Here is an 18,176-nt window from a genome sequence, read left to right as displayed (position 1 = left end):
GTGGGTGGTCAGGATCGGTGGAACAGGTCGCGGGCGAGGCCGACCTGCTCGTCGAAGACGTCGACCAGCGAGCGGTCCCGGTGGTCGTCGACGAAGACGCCGAGTGAGTGGTCGAGCACGGCGAGGAGGAGCCGGAGCAGGAGCTTGGCGCGGTCGGGGTCTGCGCCGGCGCCCTCGCGCTCGAGCACGAGCTCGGCGAACTCGTCGGTCACGGCCTCGAAGCGCTGGTGGGCGGCGCCGAACAGCCGCGGCTCCGTGCGCAGGACCCGGCGGCCGAGCTCGACCTCCTCGCGCTCGGGTCGCTTGACCGTGAGCGCGACCCGAGCCAGCTCGGCGAGGTCGTCGAGCAGGTCGCCGTGCGGGCCGCCGGCGCGGAAGGCGTCGACGACCTCCTCGGGGAGCTCGGGCGTCGCGCCGAGCACCGCGTCGACCTTGCCGGGGTAGTAGTTGAACAGCGTCCGCCGCGAGACGTCGGCGGCCTCGGCGAGGTCGTCCATCGTCCAGCCGTCGAGGCCGCGGTCGTCGGTGAGCACGAGCGCGCAGTCGCGGATCCGGTGCGCCGTCTCGAGCCGCTTCAGCTCGCGCAGGCTGGTTGCACTTCCGGTCATGGAGTGCATTGTTGCACTTCATTCAAAAAAGTGCAGAATCGTGACGGTCGTCACGGGTGGCCTGGGGGCGACGCCCCTCGACTTGCTCGCCGTCGCCTCGGCGCGGAAAGGTGCGGTCCATGGCCGCCACCGCCTCGTCGTACTCGATCACCATGCGCCTGCACACCGCGCCCGACCACGGCGTCGTGGGCGCGGTCGCGACGGCGATCTCCGCGGCGGGCGGCATCGTCACCGGCATCGACGTCGCGGACTCCAGCGCCGCCCGGCTGGTCGTCGACGTCACCTGCTCGGCCAGCGACGCCGAGCACGCCCAGCAGCTCGAGGCCGCCGCCGAGACCGTCGAGGGCGTCGCGGTGCACCGGGTCAGCGACCGGACGTTCCTGCTGCACATCGGCGGCAAGATCGAGGTCACCTCGAAGGTGCCGCTGCGCAACCGCGACGACCTCTCGATGGCCTACACCCCGGGCGTCGGCCGGGTCAGCCTCGCGCTGGCCGAGAACCCCGGCGACGTGCCGCGGCTGACGATCAAGGGCAACTCGGTCGCCGTGGTGACCGACGGGTCGGCCGTGCTCGGCCTCGGCAACGTCGGCCCGGGCGCGGCACTGCCGGTGATGGAGGGCAAGGCCGCGCTGTTCAAGCGGTTCGCCGACATCGACGCCTGGCCGATCTGCCTGGCCTCCCAGGACACCGACGAGATCGTGCGGGCGGTCGAGATGATCGCGCCGGGGTTCGGGGGGATCAACCTCGAGGACATCGCCGCCCCGCGGTGCTTCGAGATCGAGCGGCGGCTGCGCGAGAGCCTCGACATCCCCGTGTTCCACGACGACCAGCACGGCACCGCCATCGTGGTGCTGGCCGCGCTGACCAACGCGCTGCGCGTGGTGAAGAAGGACATCTCCGACGTGCGCATCGCGGTCTCGGGCGGCGGCGCCGCGGGCACCGCGATCGTCACCCTGCTGCTCGCCGCGGGCGCGCCCGACATCGTGGTCTGGGACCGCGAGGGCTGCCTCTCGCGCGACGACGAGACCCTGCCTCCGGCCAAGCGCGAGCTGGCCGCGATGACGAACCCGCGGCGGGTGCGCGGCGACCTGCGAGCCGCCCTCGACGGCGCGGACGTGTTCATCGGCGTCAGCGGCCCCCGCCTGCTCGAGGCCGAGTGGATCCAGGACATGGCCGAGCAGCCGGTGGTCTTCGCGCTGGCCAACCCCGACCCCGAGGTCGACCCGGTCGAGGCGCAGAAGTACGCCGCGGTCGTCGCGAGCGGCCGGTCGGACTACCCCAACCAGATCAACAACGTGCTCGCGTTCCCGGGCGTGTTCCGCGGCCTGCTCGACGCGCGCGCCAGCGAGATCACCCTCGACATGCTGCTGCGCGCCGCCGAGGCGATCGCCCTGGTCGTCAAGGACGACGAGCTCAACCCCGCGTTCATCATCCCGACGGTGTTCCACCCCGACGTGCAGCGCAAGGTGGCCGCCGCGGTCCGCGGGGTCTGACCTCAGACGGCTCAGCCGACCCGGCGCGGCCACCAGAACCGGTCGCCGAGCAGCATCCCGAGGGCCGGCACCAGCAGCGTGCGCACCAGCAGGGTGTCGAGCAGCACGCCGAGGCAGATGATCGTCCCCAGCTGGGCGAGCACGACCAACGGGAGCACCCCGAGCACCGCGAACACCGCCGCGAGCAGGATGCCCGCGCTGGTGATGACGCCGCCGGTGGCCGACAGCGCCCGCAGCATGCCGTCCCGCGCGCCGTGGCCGGCCGCCTCCTCGCGGGCCCGGGTGACCAGGAAGATGTAGTAGTCGACGCCCAGCGCGACGAGGAACAAGAACGCGAACAGCGGCACGCCGCTGTCCATCGCGCCGAAGCCCAGGGGGCCGGTGAACAGCCACCACGACGCGCCCATCGCGGCGGCGTACGTCGCGACCACCGTCAAGACGAGGAGGACCGGGGCGACGGCGGAGCGCAGCAGCGCCACCAGTCCCCCGAGCACCAGCGCCAGGATCAGCGGGACGATCAGCCGCAGGTCGCGATCGGATCCCGTCCGCTCGTCGATCGCCTCGGCCTCCGACCCGGTCACGTGCGCGTCGTACGGCGCGACCGCGTCGCGCAGCGCCTCGACGGTGTCGGCGTTCTCCCCCGACCGCCCGGAGAGCACGGCGTCGACGACCGTGACGCCGCCGCCGGTGTCGGACACCCGGGCGGAGGTGACGCCGTCGATCGAGCGCACCGCCGCCAGCACCGGGTCGGCGGGTCCGGTGCTGACGACCTGCGTCGGGTCGGCCGTGCCGGCGGGGAACGACTCGGCCAGGCGGGCGGCGGCGCTGATCGCCTCCGGCTCGTCGAGGAACTGCTCGGCCTGGTCCAGGCCCAGGTCGATGCGGAACAGGCCCACCGCCATGGCGGCGAGCAGCACCAGGGAGGCCCCGGTCACGACGGCCGGTCGGCGTGCGACCCGCTCGCCGATGCGGTGCCACACGGTGCCGGACTCGACGGTGACGGCCTCGCCGACGTGCGGCACCCGCGGCCAGAACACCCAGCGGCCGAACAGCACCAGCGCCGCGGGCAGCACGACCAGCGCGAACGCCGCCGCGACGACGACGCCCACGGCGCAGGCCAGGCCCAGCCCGCGGGTGGTCGGCGTCAGCGAGAGCAGCAGGGTGAGCAGACCCAGGACGACCGTGGTCGCGCTGGCGAGCACCGCCTCCGCCGTACGCCGCAGGGCGTGCGCCATCGCGCGGTGGCGCGATTGCTCGGTGCGCAGCTCGTCGCGGTAGCGCGAGATCAGCAGCAGCGCGTAGTCGGTGCCCGCCCCGAAGACCAGCACCGAGAGGATGCCGACGGTGGACTCGTCCCAGGCGACGTCGACCGCGGCCATCACCTGGGTGGCCAGCACCGCCGCCAGCCGGTCGGCCACGCCGACCACGACCAACGGCACCAGCCAGAGCACCGGGCTGCGGTAGGTGATCACGAGCAGCACCGCGACCACGAGGGCGGTCACGAGCAGCAGCCGGGTGTTGGCGCCGTCGAAGACGGCGGCGAGGTCGGCCTGCACCGCGGCGGGGCCGGTGACCTGGGCGCGTACGCCGTCGGGAGCCGCCTCGTCCGCGGCGGCGCGCAGCTCCTCGACCGTGTCGGCGACCTCGCTCGCCGAGCCCGACGGCACGGGGACCGCCAGGAGCGCCGCGGTGCGGTCCTCGGCAGGCACCAGCGGACTGGCCTCCTGGGCCGGGCCGCCCCCGCGCGCGACGAGGTCGTCCGCTCCCTCCCGTAGGCTCGCGAGCTGGTCGCCCGAGAGCTCGCCGCGATCGGCGGTGAACAGCACGATCGCGGCGGTGGTGGCGTCCTCGGGCAGCCGGTCCAGCAGGGCGGTGCCCTCGGTGCTGTCCAGGCCGTCGGGGAGGGAGTCGGTGGTCCGGGAGGCCCGGTCGCCCTCACCCACGGCGCCGATCAGCACCAGCGCCAGCAAGAATGGGACCAGGGCCACCGCCCAGGCGGTGCGCCGGCCGGCGATCAGCGAGCTCAACGAGGTCATCGGGTCTCCGCGGTAGGTTCGGAACGGGTCGCTAACTACCTTAGACATCAAGTGGGTGAAACAAAAATGCCGGAAGCCGAGCCGACCGGACCGGCCAGTGAGTTCGCCGACTCCTGGCGCCAGACCGGCAGCCTGCTCGCGCTGCGCGAGGCGATCGAGGCCGGTGCCCGGCTGCGCCACGTCGTCGCGCGGCGCGCGGGCCTCGGCGACTCCGAGCTCGTCGCGCTCCAGCACCTCGTGCGGGGCTCGCTCGGCCCGGCCGAGCTCGCGCGGCTCCTCGAGGTCAGCACCGCGGCCTCCACCGGCATCGTCGACCGGCTCGCCGAGCGCGGCCACGTCGAGCGCCATCCCCACCCCGCGGACCGCCGGCGCACCGAGGTGCGGGTGACCCGCTCCGGACGCGAGGAGGTCCTCACCCACCTGCTGCCGATGTTCCGGGCGCTCGACACGTGGGACCGGTCCTTCACCGACGACGAGCGCGCACTCGTCGAGCGCTACCTGCGGGGCGTGCGCGCGGCCTTCGAGGAGGTGGCCGGGCCCGGGCCGGCGATCGCTCAGCCGCCGCCCTCGGAGGCGTAGAGCGCCGCGCCGACGACGCCGGCCTTGTTGCGCAGCGCGGCCGGGACGATCTCGGTGTCCAGGTCGAGCAGCGGGAGGAACTCCGCGGAGCTCTTGCTGACCCCGCCGCCGACGACGAACAGCTCGGGGGAGAAGAGCTTCTCCAACGTGCGGTAGTACGTCGTCAGGCGCTTGGCCCAGTGCTCCCAGGAGAGGTCCTCGCGCTCGCGGGCGCTGTTGGCCGCGCGCGACTCGGCGTCGTGGCCCTCGATCTCGAGGTGGCCGAGCTCGGAGTTGGGGACGAGCACGCCGTCGTGGACCATCGCCGACCCGATGCCCGTGCCGAGGGTGGTCACGATGACCAGGCCGGAGCGGCCCTTGGCCGCGCCGTACCGCACCTCGGCGAAGCCGGCGGCGTCGGCGTCGTTGACGACGTGGACCTCGCGGCCGGTGGCCTCGGTGAACAGCCGGTCGGCGTCGGTGCCGAGCCAGGAGTCGTCGATGTTGGCGGCCGAGCGGACCACGCCGTGGCGCACGACCCCGGGGACGGTCACCCCGACCGCCCCGGTGCAGTCGGGGAACTGGGCGAGCAGCTCGACGAAGACCTTCGCCACCCGGTCGGGGGTGGAGGGGTCGGGCGTCTTGATCCGCACCCGCTCGGCGGCGAAGTCGCCGGCAGCCAGGTCGACCGGAGCCCCCTTGATGCCGGTGCCACCGAAGTCGATGCCGAAGGGCTGCTGTGCCGTCTGGGCCATCTGGCAACCCTAAACTGCACCTCATGGCGGCGCACGAGACCCGGATGCTGCTGCTCGGCGCGGTCGCGATGTTCGAGCCCGTCAACGGCTACCAGATCCGGCGCGAGCTGCTCTCCTGGCAGGTGGACCGCTGGGCGCACACCAACCCCGGCTCGATCTACCACGGCCTGACCTCGCTCACGAACCTCGGCCACCTGGTGCGCCACGACCTCGTCGACGGCGGCCGCGAGGTCGCGGTCTACGAGCTGACCGAGAGCGGCCGCGCCGAGCTCGACCGGCTGATGATCGAGGCCCTCGAGACCGTGGACGTGTTCGAGCGCTCGGCCTTCCACGTCGCGTTCTCGATGCTGCCCCTGCTGGACCGCGACCGGGTGGTGCGCTCGCTCACCAGGCGCCGGGTCGAGCTGGAGCGCACCGTCAAGGAGCTCGCCGACCAGGAGCCCGGGGCCGCGCCGCCCCACGCGACCCGGAGCATGCTGCTGTGGCTCGACCTCGCCGTCGCGGAGCTGGCCTGGCTGCGGGAGACGATCGAGGAGGTGCGCAGCGGCCGGCTCGCCTTCGAGCTCGGCGAGGAGTGGGGGTGGACACCGCCCCCCGACGACCCCGGCTGGCAGATGAACACCGACCGGGAGAAGTACCGCGCCCTACTCGGCCGCTGACGTCCTCGTCGCGCTCGCGGCCTTCTTGGCCGGTGCGCGCTTGGCCGGTGCGCGCTTGCGCGGCGGGCGTTGCGCGCGCAGCCGGACGCGCGGCTGACCGCCCTCGGGGTGGTCGAGGTCGAGGTAGGGCTGGGCCCCCGCGAGGGCGCTGAGTCGCGGGAAGCCGTAGTGACGCGGGTCGAAGGCGGCGTGAGTCTTGCCGAGGTAGCTGCCGACCGACCCGAGCGCCGACCAGCCGTCGTCCTGCGCCGTGCTGCGCACCGCCGCCTCGAGGATCGTGCGCAGGTCGGGCAGCGAGTCCGCCTCGGACTCCGCATCCGACTCTGCCTCCTGGTCCGTGGTGGGAGGGGCGTCCTTGTCCGACTCGTCGCGCAGCACCTCGAGGAAGATGAACTTGTCGCACGCCGCCTGCAGCGAGGCCGGGGTCCGGCGCCGGCCGAGGCCGTAGACGGTCTTGCCCGACTCGCGCAGCCGGGTCGCGAGCCGGGTGAAGTCGCTGTCGCTCGAGACGATCGCGAACGCGTCGAGGTTGCCCGAGTAGAGCAGGTCCATCGCGTCGATGATCAACGCGGAGTCGGTGGAGTTCTTGCCGACGGTGTTGGCGAATTGCTGGATCGGCGCGATGGCGTGCCGGGTGAGCTCGGACTTCCAGCCGGTCAGCTGCTGGGTCGTCCAGTCGCCGTACGCCCGCTTCACGGTGGGGACGCCGTAGCGCGCCAGCTCGGCGAGGAGTGCCGCCGCGTGGGCGGCCGAGACGTTGTCGGCGTCGATGAGGACGGCGAGGCGCACGTCGGCGGGTTCGGTCACGGCTCACTCCTACCACGGCGGCACCGGGCCGTGAACCGGGCCGTGAACCGGGCCGTGAACCGGGCCATAAACGGGATGCCGTGCGGCGCGCCACCTGCCACGCTCGAAGGGTGCCCACCGAGCTCACCCGGACCCGTCACCTCGACGGGCTGCGCACCGCGGTGGCGGCGTTCGTCCGGTACGCCGGCCGGGCCGGCCTCGACGCGCCGGTCCCGACCTGCCCGGACTGGACGGTGCGCGACCTGGTCGCCCACCAGGGCATGGTGCACCGCTGGGCCGCCGCCCTGGTGCGCGGCGAGAGCGACGTCGACCCCGACCCGTTCGAGGCGGCCGGGCGCGCCGATCCCGACCCGTTGGACTGGCTGCGCCGCGGGGCCGCCGACCTGGCCGACCTGCTCGCAGCCGCGCCCGCCGACCTGCGCGCGCTGGTGTTCTTGAACGACGCGCCCGCGCCGCGTGAGTTCTGGGCCCGCCGCCAGTGCCACGAGACCACCGTGCACGCCGTCGACGCCCTCGCGGCCAGCCTCGGCCGGTGGCCGCGCCCGGAGGAGACCTGGGTCGAGCTCGACCTCGCGCTCGACGGGATCGACGAGCTGCTCGGCGGGTTCCTCACCCGGCCCCGCTCGCGGCTGCGCTGCGAGGAGGACTCGGTGCTCGTGGTCGCGCCCGACGACGCCACCGAGCACTGGCGGGTCGCCCTGGGACCCCGACCCGCGGTGACCGAGCGCGTCGCCGGGCCGCGGCCCGCGGACCCCGACGTCGACTGGGTGCTCGACGGCCCCGCGGTCGAGCTCTACCTCGCGCTGTGGAACCGCACCCGGCGCGACGGCCTCGACGACGGCTGGCGTGAGCGCGCGGCGGTCGTGTGGCACTGAGCCGACCCGGCGCCTCGGGCGATGAGTCCCCGCGCGCCGGCGGGTCTCTTCGCGGGCTCGACTTGACCAGGGCCATTCAACGTTGAACACTGGTATTCAAACTTGAACACAAGGGGGATCCCATGATCCAAGCACGAGGACTCGTGCAGACGTTCCACACGGGGCGCGGCAAGAACGCCAAGGAGGTCCGGGCGGTCGACGGCGTCGACCTCGACGTCCACGAGGGCGAGGTGGTCGGCTTCCTCGGACCCAACGGCGCCGGCAAGACCACCACGCTGCGGATGCTGACCACGCTGCTGCGGCCCACGGCCGGCAGCGCGACCGTGGCCGGCTACGACGTGGTGCGCGAATCGGTCCAGGTGCGCCGCAGCATCGGCTACGTCTCCCAGGTGGGCGCGACGTTCTCGGGCGCCTTCGCGGGCGACGAGGTCGTCGACCACGGCATGCTCTACGGGATGTCGCGCGCCGACGCCGTACGCCGCGGGCAGGAGCTGTTCGCCCAGCTCCAGCTCGACGGGCTGTGGAAGCGGATGCCGAAGAACATGTCCGGTGGCCAGAAGCGCCGCCTCGACGTGGCGATGGGGCTCATCCACGACCCGCGGCTGGTGTTCCTCGACGAGCCGACCACGGGCCTGGACCCCCAGGCCCGCGCGAACCTCTGGGAGCACATCGAGGGCCTCCGGTCGAGGTTCGGGGCGACGGTCTTCCTCACGACCCACTACCTCGACGAGGCCGATGCGCTGGCCGACCGGATCGTCATCATCGACCAGGGCCGCATCGTCGCCTCGGACACCTCCGACAACCTCAAGGCCCAGGTGGCCGGCGACCTCGTCGACCTCGAGGTCGCCGACCCCGACCAGGTCGGCGTGGCCGCGGAGCGCCTCGGCGCGATGGTCCGCGGCTCGGGCGGCGCCGACGGCGTCGAGACCGAGCATCGCCACGTGCGAGCCCGGGTGCAGCGCGCCGGGCGCGTCGTACCCGCCCTCCTGCGCGACCTGGACGGCGCCGGGGTCGAGCTCGACTCGATCGAGGTGCTGCGCCCCACGCTCGACGACGTGTTCTTGTCCCTCACCGGCCGGTCGCTGCGCGACGCCGACTCCACCGACCCCGCCCAGAACCAGCCCGAGGAGGTGCTCGCATGACCACCCGCGTCAGCACAGGCGCCGGCTTCGCACGCGAGTGCGCGATCGTGTTCCGCCGCCAGATCCGGATGAACCTGCGCAACCCCGCCTGGGTGATGATCGGCATCATGCAGCCGGTGCTGTACCTGGTGCTGTTCGGCCCGCTGCTCAAGCCGCTCGTCGGCTCCTTCGACACCGGCACCGCCAACGCGTACACGTTCCTGGTGCCCGGGCTGCTGGTCCAGCTCGGCATGTTCGGCGCGTTCTTCGCCGGCTTCGCGCTGATCGGGGAGTGGCGCGAGGGTGTGATCGAGGCCGAGCGGGTGACCCCCGCCAGCCGCTCGGCGCTGCTCGTCGGCCGGCTGATGCGCGACGTCTTGCAGCTGCTGGTGCAGGCGCTGATCCTCGTGGGACTCGGGCTGGCGATGGGCCTGCGCGGCTCGGTCCCCGGGATCGTGCTGGGCATCGTGATCACCCTGCTGATCGGCGGCGCGTGCGCCGCGGCCTCCAACGCGCTGGCGCTCACCACGAAGAGCGAGGACGTGATGGCGCCGGTGATCAACATCGTGATGATGCCGGTGCTGCTGCTCAGCGGCATCCTGCTGCCGATGACGCTCGGCCCCGGCTGGCTGCGCCGGGCCAGCGACTTCATGCCGTTCCGCTACATCGTCGACGCCGCGCGCGACGGGTTCGCCGGCGACCTGGCGACCTCGTCGGTGCTGTGGGGCCTGGTCTGGGCGATCGCTCTCGCCGCCCTCGGCGCCTGGTGGGGCACCGCGACGTTCCGCCGCGAGAACGCCTGACCGGCGGCGTGCGGGTTTCACCGGTCGGCCGGTGAAACCCGCACGACACGCCGAGGGGCCACGGCGTGTCGTGCGGGTTTCGGCTGACAGGTCCTGGAGGTCGGGCTACATCTGTTCACTCGAAGGTCTAGACACTTGACATCCGGTGTGGTTTTGTAAAGCCCTGGACGTGACGCTCGTCATCTCGCAGGAGGCCCCGCCATGACCCCCAGCACGCCCGACATCTCGCCCGACAGCACGCCCGCCAGCACGCCCGCCAGCACGCCCGGCATTCCGCACAGCACCGTCCCCGAAGGGTCGACCGCGACCTGGAAGGACAAGAAGCGCTTCCTGTGGCTGATCGGCCTGGTGGTGCCGTCGCTGGCGTTCATCGGCTACGGCGCCTGGGAGCTCACCGGCTGGGGCATCTGGTTCTGGATCGGCCCGATCGTGATCCTGGTCGTGGTTCCTGCCATCGACCTGGTCGCGGGCCTGGACCGCTCCAACCCGCCCGACGACGTCATCGAGGCGCTCGAGCAGGACCGCTACTACCGCTGGATCACCTACCTCTTCCTGCCGATCCAGTACGCCGGGTTCGTCGGCGCGATGTGGCTGATCGCCGGCGGCGCCGACCTCGGCGTGCTCGACAAGATCGGGCTGGCCGTCTCGATCGGCTGCATCGGCGGGATCGGCATCAACACCGCCCACGAGCTCGGGCACAAGCGCGAGGCCAACGAGCGCTGGCTCTCCAAGATCGCCCTGGCGCAGAGCTTCTACGGGCACTTCTACATCGAGCACAACCGCGGCCACCACGTGCGCGTCGCGACACCCGAGGACCCGGCCTCATCGCGGGTGGGCGAGAACTTCTACCAGTTCTGGCCGCGCACGGTCTGGGGCTCCCTGAAGTCCGCCTGGCGCCTGGAGAAGCGTCGCTACGCCCGCAAGCAGCAGCACCCGTTCCGCCTCGGCAACGACGTCCTCAACGCCTGGCTGATGTCGGCGGTCCTGTGGGGTGCGCTGGTGGCGTGGCTGGGGCCGCAGCTGCTGCCCTACCTGCTGATCCAGGCCGTCGTCGGCTTCTCGCTGCTCGAGGTCGTCAACTACATGGAGCACTACGGGATGCTCCGGCAGAAGGTCGGCGTCGGGGAGCGGCAGCGCTACGAGCGGGTCGACCCCACGCACTCGTGGAACTCCAACAACATCGCCACGAACGTGCTGCTCTACCACCTCCAGCGCCACAGCGACCACCACGCGAACCCCACGCGTCGCTACCAGTCGCTGCGCGACTTCGAGGAGTCGCCGGTGCTGCCGACCGGGTACGCCGGGATGATCGTGCTCGCCATCGTCCCCGCGATCTGGCGCCGGGTGATGGACCCGCGGGTGCTCGCCCACTTCGACGGCGACATGTCGCGGGCGAATCTCGCCCCCCGCAAGCGCGACCGGATCCTCGCGAAGTACCCGCCCCCGCAGACCGAGGACGCCGCGCGGCCGGCCGGAGACCCGGCCACCCCGGTGGTCACCGAGGAGGTGCTCGCGGCCCGCTGCCCGGGCTGCGGCTACACCTACCGGGTCGAGGAGGGCAACGAGCTCGAGGGCTTCGCGGCCGGGACCGCATGGGCGGATGTGCCCGACGACTGGTGCTGCCCCGACTGCGGCGTCCGGGAGAAGGTCGACTTCGTGCCGCTCACGGAGGCCGCCAGCCGGACGTGAGGTAAAGCCTGAGCGGGAAGGCTCAGGTCCCGGCGGCGCCCGCCGTTCGGAAGCCCATGAACCTTCGCGCGCACTCCTGGCAGCTGCGCCACCGGCTCGTGGCTCTCGGGACGGGCAGTGTGGTGCTGACCGCTGCGGTCCTCGTCGGCGTCGGTGCTTGGCAGACCACCCGGTTCACGGGGGATGCCGACGAGCGGATCGACGAGCTGACCACCTCCGACCTCACGCACGTGACCGCCGGCATCGACACCCTCGTGGCCGCCGTCGGCTAGTCGGTCCAGAGCGCCCAGGACCGCGGCATGACCGTGGCCAGGTCCTGGGTGACCAGCAGTGGCGGGCTCCGGCTCGCGGCCGGTGACCCGGTCACCTGGCAGGCGACCGACCAGGTGAGCGGCAAGACGAGCACCGTCGAGCTGCCGCGCGCGAGCATCGGTACGGCGTCCCTCGGCCAGAACAAGGACCTCGACGTCAAGACCCCCGTGGTCGATCCCATCGCGAAGATCGTCGGCGGCTCGGTCACCGTCTTCCAGCGGATGAACGCGCGAGGTGACCTGCTCCGCGTCGCCACCACCGTGGAGACCGCGGACGGCACCCGGGCGATCGGGACCTACATCCCGGCCGTCGACGACGAGGGGAACCCGAACCCCGTCGCCTCCGCGATCCGCGACGGCAAGCCCTACCGGGGCGTGGCGAAGGTCGTCGACACGTGGAGCGTCACCGCCTACGACCCGCTGCTCGACGCGCGCGGCAGGGTCATCGGCGCGCTGTTCGTCGGCGTGCCCCAGGCCCAGGCGATCTCCGCGCTGAGCGGCGCGCTCGAGCAGACCGAGATCGGCGAGCACGGCTCGGTCTCGATCGTGAGCACCGCCGCCGCGGATCGCGGCCGCGTGGTGGCCTCGAGCGATCCCGAGGCAGTCGGGACGACCCTGGAGGGTGCGGACGCCGACGGCACCCCGTGGGTCGAGGAGTCCCTGACCCGGGCGAGCGAGCTCACCGACGGCGAGCTCGCGCCGGGGCGGTACCGGCTGGCGGGCACCGGTGGCGCACCCGTCGCCGAGAGCACGGTGTACGTCGGCGCGTACGCGCCGTACTCCTGGGCCGTGGTCGTCACCGCCTACGGGCCGGACTTCGCCGCCGCGAGCCAGGCGCTGGCCGACGGGCGCAGCACCATGCTGAAGGTCTTCGTCGTGATGGCGGTCCTGCTCGCGATCGCCGGCGCGCTGGTCGCGTGGCTGGTCGCGACCCGGATGTCGCGGCGGATGAGCCGGCTCACCGCCGCGATGAGCGCGCTGGCCGAGCGGGACCTCACGGTCTCGGTGCCCGAGGACGGCGGTGACGAGATCGGCACGATGAGCCGGGCGCTCAACCTGGCGGTCCAGCACCTCCACGACCTGCTCGAGGAGATCAGCGCGGAGGCCGGACGGGTCGACGACGCCAGCAAGGGCCTCGACGGGGTGCGCACGGACCTGATCACGAGCGCCGACGCGGCGACCCAGCTCACCACCGCAGCGGCCGGCTCGGCGGGCGAGGTCACCGAGCACGTGCAGACCCTGTCGGTGGGCTCGGAGGAGATGTCCGCGTCGATCCGCGAGATCTCCGGCAGCGCGCAGGAGGCGGCCACGGTCGCCCGCGAGAGCGTCGGGCTGGCCGGTGACGTCGAAGGCGTCATGCGCACGCTGAGCGAGTCGTCGGCGCGGATCGCGGAGGTGGTCGACGTGATCACGACGATCGCCGGCCAGACGAACCTGCTCGCCCTCAACGCGACCATCGAGGCGGCGCGTGCGGGGGAGGCCGGCCGCGGGTTCGCGGTCGTCGCCGGGGAGGTCAAGGACCTGGCCAGCCAGACGGCCCGGGCGACCGAGGAGGTCGCGTCGCGGGTCGCGGCGATCAAGGGCGACACCGACAACGCGGTGCGGGCGATCACCGCGATCACCGAGACGATCGGCCGGGTCGACGGGTACCAGGCGGCGATCGCGGCGGCCGTCGAGGAACAGACCGCGACCACCAACGAGATGGCGCAGAACGTCGCCTCGGCGGCGGCCGGCAGCGGCCAGATCTTCACCAGCCTCGGTGAGGTCGAGGCCACGATGGCCCGGACCCGGGTCGCCGTCGAGGAGTCCTCGCGGGCGACCGATGACCTCGGCCGGACGGTGACGCGCCTGGCGGAGCTGGTGGGGGCGTTCCGGGTCTGAGCAGCGTCCTAGACTCGCGGCGTGCCCGGCCCTCTGCGCTCCCAGATCGTCGACGCGGCGGTCGCGATGACCGCCGCGACGGGGTGGGCGAGCGTGACGATGGCCGCGCTCGCCGACCGCGTCGGGGTCAGCCGGCAGACCGTCTACAACGAGGTCGGCGCCAAGCCGGCGCTCGCCGAGGCGATGATCCAGCAGGAGCTGGACCGGTTCCTCGGGGTCGTCTCGGTGGCGTTCGACCAGCACCCGGCCGACCTCGTGGGCGCGGTCCGCGCGGCGTCGGCGGGGGTGCTGGAGCTGGCCCAGGACAACCAGCTCCTGCACGCGGTCGTGTCGGCCACCCACGGGGCCGACACCGAGCTGCTGCCGCTGCTGACCACGCACGCGGAGTCGCTGCTCGCGGCGGCCAAGCTGGTCGTGGCCGAGCGGCTCGCGCCGTACGACGTCGGCATCGCCGGCCGCCGTCTCGAGGCGGCCATCGACGTGGTCGTGCGGGTGGTGCTCAGCCACGTCATGCAGCCCTCGGGCCGCCCGGAGGAGACCGCGGACGACATCGCCTGGATCGCCGAGCGGGTGCTGCGGTCCCCGGTGGATCGAGGCTGATCCTCGGCGCCCTCACGCCTCCGGGTGGGAGAACCCGAGCACGAGCGCCGAGACGGTGTCCATGCTGATGCCGTCCGCGCCGAGCACCGACGAGCCCACCAGGCGCTGGCCCAGCGCGTGGAGGTGGAGCGCGGCCACCATCTCCGCCAGCTCCTCGGTCGGCCGGTCGGGGACGCGCCCCAGGCGGCGCAGCACGTCCTCGATCACCGCGACCAGGCGGACCCGGAACCGGCCGGAGAAGTCCGCCAGCACCTCGCGCGCCTGCTCGTCGCGCAGGGCCAGCAGCGTGAACTCCGCGTGCAGGATGTACCACTCGCGGCCCTGCGCGCGCACGGCGTCGAGGACCGAGCCGATCGACTCGAGCGTGAAGTCCTCCTCGGGGACCGCGGCGATGGCCGCGGACGCGGCGGCCAGCATGCTCTCGCCCCGGTCGCGGAAGACCTCGAAGAAGACCTCCTCGATGCTGGAGAAGTTCGAGTAGAAGGCGCCCCGCGTGTAGCCCGCGGCGCCCACCAGGTCGTCGACGGTGACCCGCTTGAGCCCGTGGTCGACGAACACGCCGAAGCTCGCCTCGATCAGCCGCGCACGCGTGTTCTCCCGGCGTCGCGGGGCGGACCCGGGCGGGGGTGTGGCGATCGTCATGGGCACCTCCGATTCATTCGTGTATTCAATACGCTACCGTATTGAACGTGTCTTCGTTCCTCTACCGGCTCGGCCGGTTCGCCGTCGGTTCCGCGCGTTGGGTCGTGGCGGCCTGGCTGATGCTGCTCATCCTCGCCGCCGGCTCGGCGAGCCTGCTCGGTGGCCACCTCCAGCAGGACCTGTCGATCCCGGGCACCGAGTCGCAGCGCGGCCTCGACACCCTCGACCACCGGTTCCCCCTGCTGGCCGGCACCAGCGCCCAGGTGCTCTTCGTCGCGCCCGAGGGCGAGCAGGTCGCCGACCACCGGGCGGAGGTACGCCGGGTCCTGGGTCGGGTCGCCGACGTCGACCACGTCGCCCGGGTGGTCGACCCGTTCGCGCCGGGGTCGGAGTACCTGCTCTCGGCCGACGGACACGAGGCGCTCGCCCAGGTCCTGCTCGACGAGGGCCTCGACGAGCTCGACGACCAGACGGTCACCGACCTGGAGGACGCTGCGGAGGTCTCCGCCGCGAGCCCCCTGGACGTGCACCTCGGCGGATCGATCTTCACGACCACCAAGGTGAGCATCAGCGCGACCGAGGGCCTGGGCGTGGTGATCGCGATGGTGGTGCTCGCGATGACGTTCGCGTCGGTCCTGGCCGCGGGCCTGCCGATCCTCACCGCCCTGGTCGGCGTCGGCACCACGATGCTGGGCCTGCTCGCCGTCGCCGCCTTCACGACCGTCAACAGCACCACCCCCACGCTCGCGCTGATGATCGGTCTCGCGGTCGGGATCGACTACGCCCTGTTCATCGTCTTCCGCCACCGGACCCAGCTCGCGACCGGCATGGCGGTCGAGGACTCGGTCGCGCGGTCGGTGGCCACCGCGGGCAGCGCGGTGATCTTCGCGGGCACCACCGTGATCATCGCGCTGTGCGGGCTGGTCGTCGTCGGCATCCCGGGGATCACCGTGATGGGCTTCGCGGCCGCGGCAGGTGTCGCGATCGCCGTGGCGGTCGCCCTCACCCTCGTGCCCGCGATCTTGGCCCTCGCGGGGGAACGGCTCCGCCCGCGACCCGGGTCCCGGGCGGCGCGGCACGGTGCCGTCGCCGGCTCGACCGGGGCGACCGCCGGCCACAGCATGGGGGCTCGCTGGGTGCGCGGCGTGACCCGTGCGCCGGTGCTCACGGTCGTGCTCACCACCGCCGTGCTCGTGGTGCTGGCGCTGCCCGCCCGGGACCTCGACCTGGGCCTCCCGGACCGGGGCTCCGACGCGCCGGGCAGCAGCTCGCGCGTGACCTACGACCTGGTCAGCGACGCCTACGGCCCCGGCTGGAACAGCCCGTTGCTCGTCACCGTGGACATCATCCGCACCACCGACCCCGTCGGGGTCGTCGAGGGCCTGGCGGCCGACCTGGGACGCCTCGACGGCGTGGCCGCGGTGCCGCTCGCGACGCCGAACCCGGGCGGCGACCTCGGCGTGATCCAGGTCGTCCCCGAGACCGGCCAGACCGACCCGGCGACCGCGGACCTCGTGCGCGAGATCCGCGATCGGAGCGCCTCGCTCGAGGAGGAGTACGGCGTCACCGACCTCGAGGTCACCGGCCAGACCGCGGTCACCATCGACGTCTCCGAGCGGCTCTCGGGTGCGCTCCTGCCGTTCGGCCTGGTGGTGGTCGGGCTCTCGCTGCTGCTGCTGATGATCGTGTTCCGGTCGGTCGCGGTGCCGGTCAAGGCGACGCTGGGCTACGTGCTCTCGGTCGCGGCGTCCTTCGGCGCGGTCGCGGCGGTCTTCGAGTGGGGCTGGTTCGCCGACACGCTGGGCGTCTCGCGGCTGGGGCCGGTGATCTCGTTCCTGCCGATCATCTTGATGGGCGTGCTGTTCGGGCTGGCCATGGACTACGAGGTCTTCCTGGTCTCCCGGATGCACGAGGACTACATGCACGGCGGCGACGCCCGGGGCGCGGTCGTGAGCGGCTTCACCGCCAGTGCCCGGGTGGTCGCCGCCGCGGCGATCATCATGTTCAGCGTCTTCGCCGCGTTCGTCCCCCACGGCGACGCGATCGTCAAGCCGATCGCGCTCGGCCTCGCGGTCGGGGTGTTCGTCGACGCGTTCCTGGTCCGGATGACGCTGGTGCCCGCGGTGCTCGCCCTCCTCGGCGACCGGGCCTGGTGGCTGCCCCGGTGGCTGGACCAGCGGGTGCCGCCGCTCGATGTCGAGGGGGCCGGCCTCCTCGCGCACCTCGAGCACGAGGCCTGGGTGCGCGAGCACGGTGCCGCCGCCGTCCGGGCCGAGGCCGTCGGGATCGCCGACGAACGCGGCCGCACGGTGCTGGCGCCGATCAGCCTGGTCGTGCGGTCCGGGACGCTCGCCGTGGCCGCGACCGACGACCCGACCACGCGGGCGGCCCTCTTGGCCGCGCTGGCGGGCCGGCTGCCGATCACCGACGGCGTGCTCGTCGTGCAGGACCGGGTGCTGCCCGCCGAGGCGGTCGCCGTCCGGGCGCGGGTGTGGCACCTCCCGGAGTTCCCGGACGCAGGCACCCTCGACCGGATCGCCGCCGCCGCGGCGGGCGGCGCCGAGGTCCTCGCCGTCGTCGACCGGGTCGACGAGGCCGCCGCGCCCGTCCAGCAGGACCGTTGGCGCCGGCTGCTCGAGCTCACCGACCTCGGGGCGACGGTCGTGGCCGGGGCGAGCGCCGCCCCCGACGTACCCCATCAGCCGCTGCGGCCGGTCCCGGCCGCCGAGAAGGAGACCGTGTCGTGATCACCGACCGACGCACCCTGCGGGCGTTCGTGGCGCTCGCCCTGCTGCCGGCGCTGCTGGCCGCGATGGCGCTGTGGTCGCTGGGCGACCGCGTCAGCGACACCGACCAGATCGCCGCCGCCGTCGTCAACCTCGACGAGCCCGTGACCACGGGCGTCGGAGCCGCGGAACAGACCGTCGCCGCCGGCCGGCTCCTCGCCGCCGGCCTCACCTCGCCCGACGCGGGCTCGGTCGACCAGCGGCTCGACTGGCGGCTCACCGACGCCGCCGACGCGCGCGCCGGCCTCGACGACGGGACGTACGACGCCGTGGTGACGATCCCGAAGGACTTCTCGGCCACGGTGGCCGCGCTGTCGCGCAACGAGGCGCGCCGCGCGACGTTCGACGTGCGCAGCAAGGCCGGGTCGGGCGCACTGCTCGGTCTGCTGAGCGACGACGTCGGCCGGGTCGCCGCGGCGCAGCTGGGCCAGCGCATCACGGGCACCTACCTCGAGGGCCTGTACGGCGAGACCGCGCGACTCGGCGTGCGGCTGGGCCGGGCCGCCGAAGCGGCCGACCGGATCGGTGCGGGCGCCGCGGACCTCTCGGCCG

Annotated in this window: 17 protein-coding genes; 12 read left to right on the top strand and 5 right to left on the bottom strand. The window is 73.1% G+C overall.

The annotated features are described in order from the left end of the window. Positions 1-8: 8 nt before the first annotated feature. Complete coding sequence (locus VGD85_RS21360) at positions 9-608, bottom strand: helix-turn-helix domain-containing protein (RefSeq protein ID WP_331065446.1); 600 nt, start codon at positions 606-608, stop codon at positions 9-11. Between the two features lie 119 nt (positions 609-727). Between VGD85_RS21360 and VGD85_RS21355 the strand changes: the two genes are divergently transcribed. Continuing rightward, positions 728-2,101: an NAD-dependent malic enzyme gene (locus VGD85_RS21355; RefSeq protein ID WP_331065445.1), complete on the top strand. Its 1,374-nt coding sequence runs from the start codon at positions 728-730 to the stop codon at positions 2,099-2,101. Positions 2,102-2,112: 11 nt separating this feature from the next. On the opposite strand, the gene VGD85_RS21350 is transcribed toward VGD85_RS21355, so the two are convergent. Next, positions 2,113-4,137 carry an MMPL family transporter gene (locus tag VGD85_RS21350; protein ID WP_331065444.1) on the bottom strand — a complete coding sequence of 675 codons (2,025 nt, stop codon included), beginning with the start codon at positions 4,135-4,137 and terminating at the stop codon, positions 2,113-2,115. Between the two features lie 66 nt (positions 4,138-4,203). On the opposite strand from VGD85_RS21350, the gene VGD85_RS21345 reads away from it, so the two are divergent. Further along, positions 4,204-4,716 (top strand): MarR family winged helix-turn-helix transcriptional regulator, encoded by a 513-nt coding sequence (locus VGD85_RS21345; protein ID WP_331065443.1) that lies wholly within the window; start codon positions 4,204-4,206, stop codon positions 4,714-4,716. On the opposite strand, the gene ppgK is transcribed toward VGD85_RS21345, so the two are convergent. After that, on the bottom strand, positions 4,692-5,450 hold the full coding sequence (ppgK, locus tag VGD85_RS21340; RefSeq protein WP_331065442.1) for a polyphosphate--glucose phosphotransferase: 759 nt from the start codon (positions 5,448-5,450) through the stop codon (positions 4,692-4,694). The two genes, VGD85_RS21345 and ppgK, sit on opposite strands and share 25 nt — an antisense overlap. 23 nt (positions 5,451-5,473) lie before the next feature. Here ppgK and VGD85_RS21335 point away from each other — a divergent pair, with 23 nt between their 5' ends. Next, a complete protein-coding gene (locus VGD85_RS21335; RefSeq protein WP_331065441.1) occupies positions 5,474-6,109 on the top strand; it encodes a PadR family transcriptional regulator in 636 nt (211 codons plus the stop codon). Here VGD85_RS21335 and VGD85_RS21330 read toward each other — a convergent pair. Beyond that, the gene (locus VGD85_RS21330) at positions 6,095-6,916 is read right to left on the bottom strand and encodes an NYN domain-containing protein (protein ID WP_331065440.1); all 822 of its coding nucleotides are present in this window, start codon (positions 6,914-6,916) and stop codon (positions 6,095-6,097) included. The genes VGD85_RS21335 and VGD85_RS21330 overlap by 15 nt on opposite strands. A 110-nt stretch (positions 6,917-7,026) precedes the next feature. On the opposite strand from VGD85_RS21330, the gene VGD85_RS21325 reads away from it, so the two are divergent. The 7 genes from VGD85_RS21325 (at position 7,027) to VGD85_RS21285 (ending at position 14,196) form a co-directional block, all read left to right on the top strand. Beyond that, positions 7,027-7,791 (top strand): maleylpyruvate isomerase family mycothiol-dependent enzyme, encoded by a 765-nt coding sequence (locus VGD85_RS21325; RefSeq protein WP_331065439.1) that lies wholly within the window; start codon positions 7,027-7,029, stop codon positions 7,789-7,791. A 122-nt stretch (positions 7,792-7,913) separates the two neighbouring features. Next, the gene (locus VGD85_RS21320; RefSeq protein WP_331065438.1) at positions 7,914-8,933 is read left to right on the top strand and encodes an ATP-binding cassette domain-containing protein; all 1,020 of its coding nucleotides are present in this window, start codon (positions 7,914-7,916) and stop codon (positions 8,931-8,933) included. Continuing rightward, on the top strand, positions 8,930-9,715 hold the full coding sequence (locus tag VGD85_RS21315) for an ABC transporter permease (protein ID WP_331065437.1): 786 nt from the start codon (positions 8,930-8,932) through the stop codon (positions 9,713-9,715). Before VGD85_RS21320 ends, VGD85_RS21315 begins: the two co-directional genes overlap by 4 nt. Before the next feature lie 201 nt (positions 9,716-9,916). After that, on the top strand, positions 9,917-11,404 hold the full coding sequence (locus VGD85_RS21310; RefSeq protein WP_349257086.1) for a fatty acid desaturase: 1,488 nt from the start codon (positions 9,917-9,919) through the stop codon (positions 11,402-11,404). 56 nt (positions 11,405-11,460) lie between these two features. Continuing rightward, positions 11,461-11,676 carry a hypothetical protein gene (locus VGD85_RS21300; RefSeq protein WP_331065436.1) on the top strand — a complete coding sequence of 72 codons (216 nt, stop codon included), beginning with the start codon at positions 11,461-11,463 and terminating at the stop codon, positions 11,674-11,676. A gap of 27 nt (positions 11,677-11,703) precedes the next feature. Beyond that, positions 11,704-13,596 carry a methyl-accepting chemotaxis protein gene (locus tag VGD85_RS23190; protein WP_414690850.1) on the top strand — a complete coding sequence of 631 codons (1,893 nt, stop codon included), beginning with the start codon at positions 11,704-11,706 and terminating at the stop codon, positions 13,594-13,596. 21 nt (positions 13,597-13,617) lie between these two features. Next, positions 13,618-14,196: a TetR family transcriptional regulator gene (locus VGD85_RS21285; protein ID WP_331065435.1), complete on the top strand. Its 579-nt coding sequence runs from the start codon at positions 13,618-13,620 to the stop codon at positions 14,194-14,196. 12 nt (positions 14,197-14,208) lie between these two features. On the opposite strand, the gene VGD85_RS21280 is transcribed toward VGD85_RS21285, so the two are convergent. Continuing rightward, positions 14,209-14,838: a TetR/AcrR family transcriptional regulator gene (locus VGD85_RS21280; RefSeq protein WP_331065434.1), complete on the bottom strand. Its 630-nt coding sequence runs from the start codon at positions 14,836-14,838 to the stop codon at positions 14,209-14,211. A gap of 47 nt (positions 14,839-14,885) precedes the next feature. On the opposite strand from VGD85_RS21280, the gene VGD85_RS21275 reads away from it, so the two are divergent. Further along, complete coding sequence (locus tag VGD85_RS21275; RefSeq protein WP_331065433.1) at positions 14,886-17,585, top strand: MMPL family transporter; 2,700 nt, start codon at positions 14,886-14,888, stop codon at positions 17,583-17,585. Next, positions 17,582-18,176: YhgE/Pip family protein (locus VGD85_RS21270; RefSeq protein WP_331065432.1), on the top strand; the 595-nt coding region annotated here is incomplete at its 3' end. The genes VGD85_RS21275 and VGD85_RS21270, both read left to right, overlap by 4 nt.

Source organism: Nocardioides sp. (assembly GCF_036401255.1).
Taxonomy (GTDB): Bacteria; Actinomycetota; Actinomycetes; order Propionibacteriales; family Nocardioidaceae; genus Nocardioides.
The sequence above is the reverse complement of the archived record's forward strand: the minus strand, read 5'-3'. Positions and strand labels throughout refer to the sequence as shown.

Coding starts and splice junctions, on each gene's coding strand:
- VGD85_RS21360 (WP_331065446.1), bottom strand. CDS start 608: ATGACCGGAAGTGCAACCAGCCTGCGCGAGCTGAAGCGGCTCGAGACG.
- VGD85_RS21355 (WP_331065445.1), top strand. CDS start 728: ATGGCCGCCACCGCCTCGTCGTACTCGATCACCATGCGCCTGCACACC.
- VGD85_RS21350 (WP_331065444.1), bottom strand. CDS start 4,137: ATGACCTCGTTGAGCTCGCTGATCGCCGGCCGGCGCACCGCCTGGGCG.
- VGD85_RS21345 (WP_331065443.1), top strand. CDS start 4,204: ATGCCGGAAGCCGAGCCGACCGGACCGGCCAGTGAGTTCGCCGACTCC.
- ppgK (WP_331065442.1), bottom strand. CDS start 5,450: ATGGCCCAGACGGCACAGCAGCCCTTCGGCATCGACTTCGGTGGCACC.
- VGD85_RS21335 (WP_331065441.1), top strand. CDS start 5,474: ATGGCGGCGCACGAGACCCGGATGCTGCTGCTCGGCGCGGTCGCGATG.
- VGD85_RS21320 (WP_331065438.1), top strand. CDS start 7,914: ATGATCCAAGCACGAGGACTCGTGCAGACGTTCCACACGGGGCGCGGC.
- VGD85_RS21315 (WP_331065437.1), top strand. CDS start 8,930: ATGACCACCCGCGTCAGCACAGGCGCCGGCTTCGCACGCGAGTGCGCG.
- VGD85_RS21310 (WP_349257086.1), top strand. CDS start 9,917: ATGACCCCCAGCACGCCCGACATCTCGCCCGACAGCACGCCCGCCAGC.
- VGD85_RS21300 (WP_331065436.1), top strand. CDS start 11,461: ATGAACCTTCGCGCGCACTCCTGGCAGCTGCGCCACCGGCTCGTGGCT.
- VGD85_RS23190 (WP_414690850.1), top strand. CDS start 11,704: ATGACCGTGGCCAGGTCCTGGGTGACCAGCAGTGGCGGGCTCCGGCTC.
- VGD85_RS21280 (WP_331065434.1), bottom strand. CDS start 14,838: ATGACGATCGCCACACCCCCGCCCGGGTCCGCCCCGCGACGCCGGGAG.